Genomic DNA, 12,133 nt, shown 5'->3' on the forward strand with positions numbered 1-12,133 from the left:
GATCTCGGCCGTGCCGACGAACTCGTCGACCGTCGCTGCGCCGCTTTCGACAGCGTTCTCGTCGGAGAACCCCAGTGAATCCAGCGCGACCTCGTCGTCGATCACGTCGTCGTCGACCAGGTCGTCATCGGAGTCCGACGGGAACGCGACACTGACCTGCTCGGTCTGGCCGCCGAGAAATCCGAGGCCGGAGGTCTCGAGTGTTCCGGTGTCGGAAAGGACGCCGTTCTGCTCGTTCTCTGCATCATCTGCGTGCGTCTGGTCGGTGCGATCGGGCGTCACTGCGGTATCTCCAAAGACAGAAAATCGTTGCGCGGGGGGATGCCGCACCCTCCAGGCTACTGTCCAGGGCGGATGACGACCAAAAGGTCGCCGGCCTCCACCTGCTGAGTCTCCCCGATCGCGATCCGCTCCACGACCCCGTCGACGGGCGCCGTGATGGCCGCCTCCATCTTCATGGCCTCGATGGAGGCTACCGGCTGACCCGCCAGGACGGCGTCGCCGACGGAGGCCTTGAGCGTGACAACACCCGAGAACGGCGCGGCGACCTGACCGGACCTGGACGTATCGGCTTTCTCGGCCTGGCGCGACTCCACGGCGATGCTGCGGTCGCGCACGTACACCGGACGCAGCTGCCCGTTCAAGGTCGTCATGACCGTCCGGATGCCCCGGGCATCAGCCTCGCCGATCGCTTCCAGCCCGACATACAGCTGCACGCCCGGGTCGATCTCCGCGATGTGCTCCTCGCCCGGCTTCAGCCCATAGAGGTAGTCGGGCGTGCCGAGAGCCGACAGATCGCCGTAGGCCTCGCGATTGGCCTCGAAGTCCTTCGCAGGACCGGGGAAGAGCAGCCGGTTCAGCGTGCGACGTCGCGCGGCGGTGTCGCCCGCCAGTCCGTCGCGCTCCGCGTCCGTGAGCGGCGGGACGTCGATGGAGATCTGTCGTCCGGCGAGCACCTTCGTGCGGAAGGGCTCCGGCCAGCCTCCGGGCAGGTCGCCCAGTTCCCCCGCCATGAAGCCGACCACGGAATCCGGAATGTCGTAGTTCTGGGGATTCTCCGCGAAATCGGCCGGGTCGGCGTTCGCTGCGACGAGGGCCAGAGCGAGGTCGCCGACGACCTTCGACGACGGCGTCACCTTGGGGATGCGCCCGAGGATGCGATCGGCGGCGGCGTACATGTCCTCGATGCGCTCGAAGTCATCGGCCATGCCCAACGCGATCGCCTGTTGGCGGAGGTTGGAGAGCTGCCCTCCCGGGATCTCGTGGTGGTACACCCGGCCGGTGGGCCCCGGAAGGCCCGACTCGAACGGGCTGTACAGGGTACGGACACCTTCCCAGTACGGCTCGAGATCGCTCACAGCCGAGAGGTCCAGTCCGGTGTCGCGCTCGGTGTGAGCCAGCGAGGCGACCAGCGCCGACAGTGACGGCTGACTGGTCGTGCCGGCCAGCGGTGCGGCCGCGGCATCCACCGCGTCCACTCCCGCGGCACTCGCGGCGAGCAGTGTCGCGAGCTGGCCGCCGGCGGTGTCGTGGGTGTGCAGGTGAACCGGAAGGCCGAAGCGCTCGCGCAGCGCCGTGACGAGCTTCGCCGCGGCCGCGGGCCGCAGCAGTCCCGCCATGTCCTTGATCGCCAGGATGTGGGCGCCGGATTCCACGATCCTCTCCGCGAGGCGAAGGTAGTAGTCGAGCGTGTAGAGGGACTCGGCGGGATCGAGCAGATCGGCCGTGTAGCAGACCGCGACCTCCGCGACGGCAGTGCCCGTCTCCAGCACTGCATCGATCGCCGGACGCATCTGGCTGACGTCGTTGAGGGCGTCGAAGATGCGGAAGATGTCGACGCCCGTGGCCGTAGCCTCCCGGACGAACGCGTGGGCGACCTCGTCCGGCCGGGGTGTGTAGCCGACGGTGTTGCGACCGCGCAGCAGCATCTGGATCGGGATGTTCGGGATCGCCTCCCGCACCGCCGCCAGTCGCTCCCACGGGTCTTCGGCGAGGAAGCGCAGAGCGACGTCGTAGGTCGCGCCGCCCCAAGCCTCGACCGAGAGCAGGCCCGGCGTCATCCGCGCTGCGTGCGGTCCGACGCGGACGAGATCGCGGGTGCGGACCCGGGTCGCCAGCAGCGACTGGTGGGCGTCGCGAAACGTCGTCTCGGTCACTGCGAGCGGCACCTGCGCGCGAAGCGCCTGCGCGAACCCTGTCGGGCCCAGCTCGCGGAGCCGATCGAGCGTCCCCGACGGCGGCGCGGCCGAGATGTCGATCTCCGGAAGCTTGCTGCCGGGCGAGACGGAGACCGGCTTGTCGCCATACGGGCGGTTCACGGTCACGTCGCCCAGCCAGCTCAGCAGCTTGGTGGCGCGGTCGCGCGAGTGGTGGACGTTCAGCAGATCCGGGCGCTCTTCGATGAACGCCGTGCTGAGATCGCCAGCGACGAACGCGGGATCATCCAGCACCGCACGAAGGAACGGGATGTTGGTGGCGACGCCGCGGATGCGGAACTCGGCGAGGGCGCGCTTGGCGCGCGCGACCGCCGAGGGGAAGTCCCGGGCGCGACACGTCAGCTTCGAGAGCATCGAGTCGAAGTGCGGGCTGATCTGCGAACCGGCCGCGGTGGTGCCCCCGTCGAGGCGGATGCCGGCCCCACCGGGCGAACGGTAGGTCGTGATGCGCCCGGTGTCGGGGCGGAAGCCCTCGGCGGGGTCCTCCGTGGTGATGCGGCACTGCAGGGCGGCGCCGCGCAGCACGATGTTGTCCTGGTTCAGGCCCAGGTCGTCGAGGGTCTCACCGGCGGCGATGCGGATCTGCGACTGAACGAGGTCGACGTCCGTGACCTCTTCGGTCACCGTGTGCTCGACCTGGATGCGGGGGTTCATCTCGATGAAGACGTGTTCGCCCGCGCGTTCACCCGCCGTGTCCACCAGGAATTCCACCGTGCCCGCGTTCACATAGCCGATCGACTCGGCGAAGGCCACCGCGTCGCGGTGAAGAGCCGCCCGCAACTGGTCGGAGATGTTCGGCGCGGGCGCGATCTCGATGACCTTCTGATGCCGACGCTGCACGGAGCAGTCCCGCTCGAACAGGTGGACCGTATGGCCTGTCGCGTCCGCGAGGATCTGCACCTCGATGTGACGCGGACGCACGACGGCCTGCTCGAGGAAGACGCGCGCATCGCCGAAGGCAGCACCGGCCTCGCGCATGGCCTCGGCGATCGCGGGCGGGAGCGCCGCGGCGCTCTCGACGCGGCGCATGCCGCGGCCGCCGCCGCCGGCCACCGCCTTCACGAAGATCGGGAAACCGATGCCGGCGGCCTGGGCGACGAGCTCGTCGACATCCTCCGACGCCTCGGTCGAGCGGAGCACCGGAACACCCGCAGCGATCGCGTAGTGCTTCGCGGTGACCTTGTTGCCGGCCATCTCGAGCGCCTTCGCCGGCGGTCCGATGAAGGTGATGCCGTTCTCTGCGGCGCGTGCGGCGAGCTTCGGATTCTCGGAGAGGAATCCGTAGCCCGGGTAAATGGCATCCGCTCCGCACGCCAGCGCCACGCGGATGATCTCGTCGACATCGAGATATGCGCGCACCGGATGACCCGGTTCGCCGATGACATAGGACTCGTCCGCCTTCTGGCGGTGAATCGAGCCGCGGTCCTCGTAGGGGTACACCGCGACGGTGCGGGCGCCCAGCTCGTAGGCGGCTCGGAAGGCTCGAATCGCGATCTCACCGCGGTTGGCGACCAGGATCTTGCGGAACATTCACACCTCGCTGAGTGACCTTGGGATCGGGCTGAGTGTGCTGTCAGCCTAGGGGACGGTAACGTGGTGGATTGTGCACGTACTCTCCGTCAGCTCGCTCAAGGGCGGGGTCGGCAAGACAACCGTGACTCTGGGACTCGCCTCCGCGGCATTCGCGCGGGGAGTTCGGACTCTCGTGGTGGATCTCGACCCGCAGTCCGATGTGTCCACCGGCATGGATATCCAGGTCGCGGGCCGACTCAATGTCGCCGACGTCCTCGCAAACCCCAAGGAGAAGGTCGTCCGCCAGGCGATCACGACGAGCGGCTGGGCGAAGGTGCACCCCGGCACGATCGACGTCATGATCGGCAGCCCGTCGGCGATCAACTTCGACGGCCCGCACCCCTCGGTGCGCGACGTCTGGAAGATGGAAGAGGCCCTCGCGACCATCGAGGCCGACTACGACCTCGTTCTGATCGACTGCGCGCCGTCGCTGAACGCCCTCACCAGAACCGCGTGGGCGGCATCCGATCGAGTGATCGTCGTCACTGAGCCGGGACTGTTCTCCGTCGCCGCCGCCGACCGCGCGCTGCGTGCGATCGAGGAGATCCGCCGCGGCCTCTCCCCCCGCCTGCAGCCGCTCGGCATCGTCGTCAACCGCGTGCGCCCGCAGTCGATCGAGCACCAGTTCCGCATCAAGGAGCTGCGCGACATGTTCGGCCCGCTCGTGCTCTCGCCCCAGCTGCCCGAGCGCACGTCGCTGCAGCAGGCGCAGGGTGCGGCCAAGCCCCTGCACATCTGGCCCGGGGACTCCGCTCAGGAGCTCGCGGCCGACTTCGACGCGCTGCTGGACCGCGTCATGCGCACCGGTCGCATCCCGACCGCCGGCAGCACCACGGTCTGAGTCAGGTCCGCGCCGCACCACCGGTCGCCGCAGTCACTGACCGGTCGCTGAGCTGGTCGAAGCGTCGTCGTCAGGCCGAGCGCGCGGCGCGGCGAGCCGAAAGCTCGTCCATCGCGTCCGGAGCCTGCGCGTCGAAGTCCACGAGCGTGGACTCGACCTCGTGCAGAACCTTGCCGACGGCGATGCCGAAGACGCCCTGACCGCGGCTGACCAGGTCGATGACCTCGTCGTTCGATGTGCAGAGGTACACCGAAGCGCCGTCGCTCATCAGCGTGGTGCCGGCCAGATCGCGGATGCCGGATGCGCGCAGCTGCTCGACCGCCGTGCGGATCTGGTGGAGCGAGATGCCGGTGTCGAGAAGTCGCTTCACGAGCTTGAGCACGAGGATGTCGCGGAAGCCGTACAACCGCTGGGACCCGGAGCCCGACGCGCCGCGGACCGTGGGCTCGACCAGCTCGGTGCGGGCCCAGTAGTCCAATTGGCGGTAGGTGATACCGGCGACGCGAGCCGCGACGGCGCCACGGTAGCCGACTTCGTCGTCCATCTCGGGGAGTCCGTCGGTGAACAGGAGGTCGGCGACGAACTTTGGTTCGTCCGCGTCGTGAGCGTTCATACGCTTCCTCCTTGATGATCGGACATGTCAACGTTAGATGGGGCCCAGCCGCCGGGCAACGACATCCGCATTCGCGGCCCGGCGTGTCGCGGAGCGGTCGCGACCCGCGTGTCAGGACAGCATACGGTCGAGGGCCGCGCGGGCGAAGATCGCGCGCACCTCGTCGAGGCGCTTGGCCAGCTCCGGGGCCAGCTCGCTGGCACGGGCGCGGGATGCGGCATCCGTCCGGCGCAGCAGAGGAGAAAGCGCCGATTCGACGAGTGCGACGTCGCGCTCGGCGCTCTGGCGGAGCGTGCGCACATGCCGCGGCTCGATCCCGTGCCGATCCAGCGCGACGAGGGCCCGCAGAATCGCGACCGCCTGATCGTTGTAGCCGTCCGCGGCGATGAGCACACCGGTGCTGATCGCGTCGTTGAGCAGCTGCGGCGCGGCGCCGGAGGCGACGAGCAGCTCCTCGCGGCGGTACCGGCGCGGCGCCGCCACGATCGACGGCGGCATCGCCGTCGGCGGAGCCGGATCACGGCCGGCGTCGACGTCGGCGAGGTACTCGCGGATGACCACGAGCGGCATGTAGTGATCGCGCTGCAGGGTGAGGGCCAGGCGCAGTCGCTCGAGGTCGTCCTGCGAGAACTTGCGGTAGCCGGAGTCGGTGCGGGTGGGCGTGACGATGCCCTGGACCTCGAGGAATCGCAGCTTGCTGGATGTCAGATTGGGGAACTCGGGCGAGAGCCGCGCCAGGACCTGGCCAATGCTGAGAAGCCCCGCGGACGATGAACGTTCGCGGGCTGACGATGCCGGCATCAGCCGTCCGCCACCTGCGGCAGGTCGGCAGGCGAGACGAAGAAGTTCAGCCGGAACTTGCCGACGCGCACTTCGGCGCCGTTCGCCAGCACAGCGCGATCGACGCGCTCGCCGTTGACGTACGTGCCGTTGAGCGAGCGCTGGTCGACGAGTTCGAACGCCGATTCGGTCCGGGTGATCTCGGCGTGACGGCGAGAGACGGTGACGTCGTCGAAAAAGATGTCGGCTTCGGGATGCCGGCCCACGGTCGTCACATCGGTGTCGAGCAGGTAGCGGGCCCCCATGGTCGGTCCGGAGCGCACGATGAACAGGGCCGCACCGGTGGGCAGCGCCTCGATCGCGTCGAGTTCGGCGTCGCTCAGATCACTCCCGAACGGCACGAACGACAGGTCGGAGTCGTGTCCGAAAGTCTGCGTCGTATCGGTGGTGCCCTGCGATTCCCCCGCGGCGCCCGCTCCGGAAGCCCTGCGGATCTCGTCCGGCTCGGGTTGGCGGTTCTCCTCCACGGTGTTCCTCCTTCTGGGGTCCCAGCGTAACGGATCGACCAGCCTCCGAGAGGGTCGGATCCAGGCTCGTTCACGATGCTCCGCATGTTTCGCCGTGTGTCACCTGAGGCGACCGCCGGGGGGCGGGCCGCCTAGCCTGACGAGCAACCGAACCTACTTCCGAGGAGTCCGTCGTGTCCAGCCCGCACCGCCCCCTTCCGCCCCTTCAGGTGCGTGAGCGTGCTGCGTGCATGTGTGCCCGCGGCCAGTCGTGCTCCTCGTTCGCACCGGGTCACGCCCTCCACCTGATCCAGGCGCGGCTGTCGTCAGCGACGCCGTCGGAGTGGGTCGACGCGATCGTCGAAGAGGCGGACGCCGACCGGGGTGTCGTCGTGGTGCGAACGGTCGCCGAGGGCGAGCGCATCGAACTGTGGAGCGGATCCGGGGCAGCGCGCCACGCGGTGACCGGCGCGCCGGTCGCACTCCACGGCCGTTACGACGTGCTCGCCGTGGGGTCGCTGCGCTTCAACATGCTGCGCTTCGACGTGCTGCGGGGCTAGTCAGCCCGCAGCATTTCGTGCGGTGACCGTCAGGCCATCTTCATCATGCTGTCCTTGAGCGCCATGCAGGCGTCCATGCATGCCTTGCACGACTGGGCGGACATCTTGCAGACCTCGCTCGTGTCGGCGTGCGGCATGCACATGTCCATGCTCAGCTGGCACATCGCCATGCAGGCGTCGAGCATCGACATCATGACCGCCGGTGTCGCGCCCTGCATGCGCAGCATCGTGCGCATCATCGTGTTGCACATGTCGGCGCAGTTCATGCACGCGGGCGCGCAATCCATCATCTGCGTCGAGCACACCGCAGACGCCTGCTCGCAGGCTGAGCAGGCGTCCATACAGGCCTGCATGAGCTGCATGTCCATCGCGGCGCTCATGCCGGCCATCGACATGTCCTTGGCCATCATGTCCATCATCATCGAGTCCACCTCACGCTCCTTCCGTTTCACCACGCGACGACATCCGCCGCCTGCTTCGAACGGTACTCCTCGCCGCCTCCCGCGTCACCGGGTCGCCGGGGGCTCAGCGTCGGTTCACCCGCCCGTCACATGCTTCGGGGCTGGCGGACGCGGCGTAGCCTGAACAGGATGCCTGCGAACACCGCTCCCCCGCACTCCTTCCGACGCCGTCACAACATCGTCGCAGCCGTGGCCGCACTGCTCCTGGCCGCAGCCGGCCTGCTGGTCGCCTCCCCCGCGAGCGCGCACGACGCGCTCGTCTCCACAGATCCGCCCGCCGGCTCCGCCCTCGATACGCTGCCCGAACAGCTCACGCTCACCTTCAGCGGCGTGCTGGCGACGGACCCGGGCGCTACCGAGCTGCAGGTGACGGATGCTTCGGGCGCCTCGCTCGCCGAGGGCGTCCCTCTGGTGGAGGGCACGATCGTGACGCAGCCGCTGACAGAGCAGCTCAGCGGCGCGGCATCCGGAATCGTGACCGTGCTCTGGAAGGTCGTCTCCAGCGACGGGGACCCGATCTCGGGACAGTTCCAGTTCTCCGTGGCGACGGCGCCGACCCCGACTCCGACGGCGAGTCCCACCGTCACCGGGACGCCGACCGAAACCCCCACCGACACAGCGACGCCCACGCCCGTCGAGTCCGCGGTCCCGGTCGACAGCGGTGCGGCATCCATTCCTTGGGTTCTGCTCGCGGTGATGGGCGTGGCCGTGCTCGGTGCGATCGCCTACCTCTTGGTGTCCCGCGCGCGGCGGCGGAAGGCGCTCGAGCGGACGCCCGGAGGCACCCTCGGAGAGGGCACGACACCCGGTTCTGCGCCTCCTGCCGACCGATAGGCTTGATGCATGCCTCACTACGACGTCGCCATTCTCGGCGCCGGTCCCGGCGGTTACGTCGCGGCCGTCCGAGCAGCCCAGCTCGGTCTTTCCGTTGCGATCATCGAGGAGAAATACTGGGGCGGTGTCTGCCTGAATGTGGGATGCATTCCCTCCAAGGCGCTGCTGCGCAACGCCGACCTTGCACACACGTTCCACGACAAGGCCGAGCTGTTCGGCATCTCGGGTGATGTGCACTTCGACTTCGGCGTCGCGTGGGATCGCAGCCGGAAGGTGTCCGACACGCATGTCAAGGGCATCCACTTCCTGATGAAGAAGAACAAGGTGACCGAGTACGAAGGACGCGGCACCTTCACCGGTCCGAACGCTCTGACGGTGGCCAAGTCAGACGGATCGACCGAAGAGGTCACCTTCGACAACGCGATCATCGCGACCGGCTCCCGGGTGCGCCTGCTTCCGGGCGTGCAGCTCAGCCGGAACGTGGTGACGTACGAAGAGCAGATAATGACACGCGAACTGCCCGAATCGATCGTCATCGTGGGCGCGGGCGCGATCGGCATGGAGTTCGGATTCGTGCTGACCCACTACGGCGTCAAGGTCACGATCATCGAGTTCCTCGACCGCGCACTGCCGAACGAGGACGCCGATGTCTCGAAGGAGATCGCCCGCCAGTACAAGAAATACGGCGTCGACATCCTCACCTCGACCAAGGTCGAGAGCGTCACCGATCACGGCGACCACGTCACGGTGACCTACACGCCGAACGCGGGCGGCGAGACCCAGTCGATCGATGCCGACAAGGTGCTCATGTCGATCGGCTTCGCGCCGAACGTCGAGAACTTCGGCCTCGAGCGCACCGGAGTGAAGCTCACCGACCGCGGCGCGATCGATATCGACGACTACATGCGCACGAACGTGCCGCACATCTATGCCATCGGCGATGTCACCGCCAAGCTCCAGCTCGCTCACGTGGCCGAGGCGCAGGGCGTCGTGGCCGCCGAGACCATCGGCAAGGCCGAGACCATGACTCTCGGCGACTACCGCATGATGCCGCGCGCCACCTTCTGCTCGCCCCAGGTGGCCTCGTTCGGCCTGACCGAGCAGCAGGCGCGGGATGCCGGCTACGACGTCAAGGTCGCGAAGTTCCCGTTCTCGGCGAACGGCAAGGCGAACGGTCTGGGCGAGCCGATCGGCTTCGTGAAGCTCGTCGCCGACGGCGAGCACCTCGAGCTTCTGGGCGGCCACCTGATCGGCCCGGATGTGTCGGAGCTGCTCGCCGAGCTCACGCTCGCGCAGAAGTGGGATCTCACGGCGCTGGAGGCGGCCCGCAACGTGCACACGCACCCGACGCTGTCGGAGTCCGTGCAAGAGGCGTTCCACGGCCTCGCCGGCCACATGATCAACCTCTGAGTCGCGGTACCGTCAGTAGCCGAGGGCGCGGGCGAGCTTGGAGGCGGACGCCGCAGCCCGGCCGCCGGCGGCCAGCACGGCCGCCTTCACGGCGGCGAAGAACCCGCGCGGGTCGGCTTCGGCGGCGGGCCCGAGCTCGATCTCCCATTCGCGCCAGGTGCGCGACACGCCGGTGCGCACATCGGTCGCCGTGACGCGGTCGTCGACGAACTCGGCGACCAGTCCCCCGTCGGCCGCGCTCAGGGCGTAGGCGGTGCGGGTGTTGAGGATGCGGGCGATCGGGTGAAGCTCGGCATCCGTGACCGGCGCGAGCGCCGAGCGGACGGCATCCGGCACATCCTCGTCTGCCTGGTCTCCGAGCGGCCAGTGCAGTTCGGTGCGCCCCCCGCCGATGCGCGGGCCCTTGATGTGCCAGCCTGCGTCAGGTCCGCCGCTGCGACGGCGCAGCGCGTAGCCCGCTGACGCGAGCGCGAACTCGGCGGTGTCGAAATACCGCGCGTCGAGCTTGCGAAGCTCTGCCGCGCCGACGGACGCCACGCCGGGCAGCCCGGTCCACTCAGGCAGCGGTGTGGTGTCGTCCGCATCGAACTTGAGCTCTATCTCGACGGAACGAGACGGCTCGGAGGATGGTGCTGACGGGTCAGCGGCGGTCACGTGCCGTATCGCTGTACGGGTCGATTTCGCCTTCAGACTCCACGAACCAGAACTCGGCCTCGGTGGGGCCGTCACTGGTCCCGGTGTTCTCCAGGCCGCCCTTGCGCTCATAGACGACCTGAGTCTCGCTGTAGGGAACGATGAGCTTGTCGAGTTCCGGGTCGTCGAGGGGAAGAAGTTGCCCGTCGAGGGGTCCGCCGTGAAGACGTGCGATAGCCATGGATTCACCCTAGTCCCGCGGTCGGCAAACGCTGCGGAGGCGGGGGCGGACAGCCACCGCGATCAGGTGGCGGCAATCGTCGCAGCTGCGCGGAGGAAGCGGCGGAAGTCGCCACCTTCACGCGGTGCGTCCCTCGTGACGGATGCCCCGCCCACAGGAAGGTAGGTTGGCGTGGTGAAACCGTTCGTGCTGCTCGCCACCCGGGCCGAAGACCTGCCCGCCGATCAGGAGTACGCGCAGTTCCGCCGGTACACCGGACTGTCCGAGAGCGAGCTCGTGCGGGTGCGTCTCGAAGCGGGGCCGATGCCCACCTTCGACCTCGATGAGCTGTCGGGGATCTTCGTCGGCGGCGGGCCGTTCAATGCATCGGATGCGGCGGAGAAGAAGTCACCCGTGCAGCACCGCGTCGAGTCCGAGTTCGCCGCGCTGCTCGATGAGGTCGTCGCGCGGGACTTTCCGTACCTCGGCGCCTGCTATGGCGTCGGCACGGTCGGCGCGTTCCTCGGCGCGACGATCGACCGTACGCACGCTGAGCCGGTCAGTGTCGTTCCGGTGACGATGACGGATGCCGGTGCCGCAGACCCGCTCCTGCACGGGCTGCCGCGCACCTTCGAGGCGTTCGTCGGCCACAAGGAGGCGATCAGCTCGCTTCCGGCATCCGCTGTCCTGCTCGCGTCATCGCCGCTGTGTCCCGTGCAGATGTTCCGGGTCGGCCGGAACGTGTACGCGACGCAGTTCCACCCCGAGCTCGACGTGGACGGCATCACCACCCGTATCCATGCCTATGCCGATCACGGGTATTTCGCGCCGCACGAGCTGCACGTCACCCTCACCGCGGTGCGCCGGGCGCCGGTGTCGCATCCGAGCCGCATCCTGCGCACGTTCGCCGAGCGCTACGCCCGCTGAGCCCGACCGCTGACCGCCCGGCCGGCGCCCGGCTCAGAACGAGGGCGGGGTGTGCCAGATGCGGTCGATGTAGTCACGCATCGACCGGTCCGAGGAGAAGAAGCCGCTGCGGGCGACGTTGAGGATCGCGGACCGCGTCCACTCCTCCGGGTCGGCGTAGGCGGCATCCACCTTCGCCTGGGCGGCGATGTACGACGAGTAGTCGGCGAGCACCATGAAGCGGTCGTCGTAGAGCAGATTCGACACGATCGGCTCGAACGTCGAGCGGTTTCCGGCCGAGAATGCGCCCGACGCGATGAGATCCAGCGCCCGGCGCAGGTTGTCGTCGGCCTGGTAGAACTCGCTCGGCTTGTAGCCCTTGGCCCACAGCGCCTCGACCTCGGGCTCGCTCATGCCGAAGAGGAAGAAGTTGTCGTCGCCGACGAGCTCGCGGATCTCGACGTTCGCGCCGTCGTCGGTGCCGATCGTGAGCGCGCCGTTGAGGGCGAACTTCATGTTGCCGGTTCCGGAGGCCTCCTTGCCGGCGAGCGAGATCTGCTCGGACAGGTCGGCGGCAGGAA

Annotated in this window: 13 protein-coding genes and 1 pseudogene; 5 read left to right on the forward strand and 9 right to left on the reverse strand. The window is 68.4% G+C overall.

Annotated features, from left to right (window positions below):
* A pseudogene (locus QZV84_RS01095) lies at nt 1-282 on the reverse strand (hypothetical protein); the annotation flags it as partial.
* Nucleotides 283-338: 56 nt separating this feature from the next.
* Nucleotides 339-3,746: a pyruvate carboxylase gene (locus QZV84_RS01100; RefSeq protein WP_292824035.1), complete on the reverse strand. Its 3,408-nt coding sequence runs from the start codon at nt 3,744-3,746 to the stop codon at nt 339-341.
* Nucleotides 3,747-3,819: 73 nt separating this feature from the next.
* Between QZV84_RS01100 and QZV84_RS01105 the strand changes: the two genes are divergently transcribed.
* On the forward strand, nt 3,820-4,629 hold the full coding sequence (locus tag QZV84_RS01105) for a ParA family protein (protein WP_292824037.1): 810 nt from the start codon (nt 3,820-3,822) through the stop codon (nt 4,627-4,629).
* A gap of 70 nt (nt 4,630-4,699) precedes the next feature.
* On the opposite strand, the gene QZV84_RS01110 is transcribed toward QZV84_RS01105, so the two are convergent.
* From QZV84_RS01110 to QZV84_RS01120, 3 genes are all read right to left on the reverse strand, one after another.
* A complete protein-coding gene (locus QZV84_RS01110; RefSeq protein WP_292824040.1) occupies nt 4,700-5,242 on the reverse strand; it encodes a MerR family transcriptional regulator in 543 nt (180 codons plus the stop codon).
* A 111-nt stretch (nt 5,243-5,353) separates the two neighbouring features.
* On the reverse strand, nt 5,354-6,043 hold the full coding sequence (locus QZV84_RS01115; RefSeq protein ID WP_292824043.1) for a MerR family transcriptional regulator: 690 nt from the start codon (nt 6,041-6,043) through the stop codon (nt 5,354-5,356).
* Complete coding sequence (locus QZV84_RS01120) at nt 6,043-6,549, reverse strand: FHA domain-containing protein (RefSeq protein WP_292824046.1); 507 nt, start codon at nt 6,547-6,549, stop codon at nt 6,043-6,045. The genes QZV84_RS01115 and QZV84_RS01120 overlap by 1 nt, the downstream gene beginning before the upstream one ends.
* Nucleotides 6,550-6,722: 173 nt before the next feature.
* Here QZV84_RS01120 and QZV84_RS01125 point away from each other — a divergent pair, with 173 nt between their 5' ends.
* On the forward strand, nt 6,723-7,088 hold the full coding sequence (locus tag QZV84_RS01125; protein WP_292824049.1) for a hypothetical protein: 366 nt from the start codon (nt 6,723-6,725) through the stop codon (nt 7,086-7,088).
* Nucleotides 7,089-7,117: 29 nt separating this feature from the next.
* Here the strand turns inward: QZV84_RS01125 and QZV84_RS01130 are convergent, their stop codons facing one another.
* Nucleotides 7,118-7,510: a hypothetical protein gene (locus QZV84_RS01130; RefSeq protein WP_292824079.1), complete on the reverse strand. Its 393-nt coding sequence runs from the start codon at nt 7,508-7,510 to the stop codon at nt 7,118-7,120.
* 168 nt (nt 7,511-7,678) lie between these two features.
* Between QZV84_RS01130 and QZV84_RS01135 the strand changes: the two genes are divergently transcribed.
* Entirely contained in the window at nt 7,679-8,383 is a 705-nt protein-coding gene (locus tag QZV84_RS01135; RefSeq protein ID WP_292824052.1) for a copper resistance CopC family protein, read from the forward strand.
* A gap of 9 nt (nt 8,384-8,392) precedes the next feature.
* On the forward strand, nt 8,393-9,793 hold the full coding sequence (gene lpdA / locus QZV84_RS01140) for a dihydrolipoyl dehydrogenase (protein WP_292824055.1): 1,401 nt from the start codon (nt 8,393-8,395) through the stop codon (nt 9,791-9,793).
* A 12-nt stretch (nt 9,794-9,805) separates the two neighbouring features.
* Here the strand turns inward: lpdA and QZV84_RS01145 are convergent, their stop codons facing one another.
* On the reverse strand, nt 9,806-10,447 hold the full coding sequence (locus QZV84_RS01145) for a CYTH domain-containing protein (protein ID WP_292824058.1): 642 nt from the start codon (nt 10,445-10,447) through the stop codon (nt 9,806-9,808).
* Entirely contained in the window at nt 10,434-10,667 is a 234-nt protein-coding gene (locus QZV84_RS01150) for a response regulator (RefSeq protein WP_292824061.1), read from the reverse strand. Before QZV84_RS01150 ends, QZV84_RS01145 begins: the two co-directional genes overlap by 14 nt.
* A gap of 174 nt (nt 10,668-10,841) precedes the next feature.
* Here QZV84_RS01150 and QZV84_RS01155 point away from each other — a divergent pair, with 174 nt between their 5' ends.
* The gene (locus tag QZV84_RS01155) at nt 10,842-11,573 is read left to right on the forward strand and encodes a glutamine amidotransferase (protein ID WP_292824064.1); all 732 of its coding nucleotides are present in this window, start codon (nt 10,842-10,844) and stop codon (nt 11,571-11,573) included.
* A 33-nt stretch (nt 11,574-11,606) separates the two neighbouring features.
* Here the strand turns inward: QZV84_RS01155 and QZV84_RS01160 are convergent.
* On the reverse strand, nt 11,607-12,133 hold a 527-nt coding region (locus tag QZV84_RS01160), incomplete at its 5' end, for a glycogen/starch/alpha-glucan phosphorylase (protein ID WP_292824067.1).

Origin of the sequence: Microbacterium sp., from assembly GCF_011620715.1 — a bacterium.
Lineage (GTDB): Bacteria > Actinomycetota > Actinomycetes > Actinomycetales > Microbacteriaceae > Microbacterium.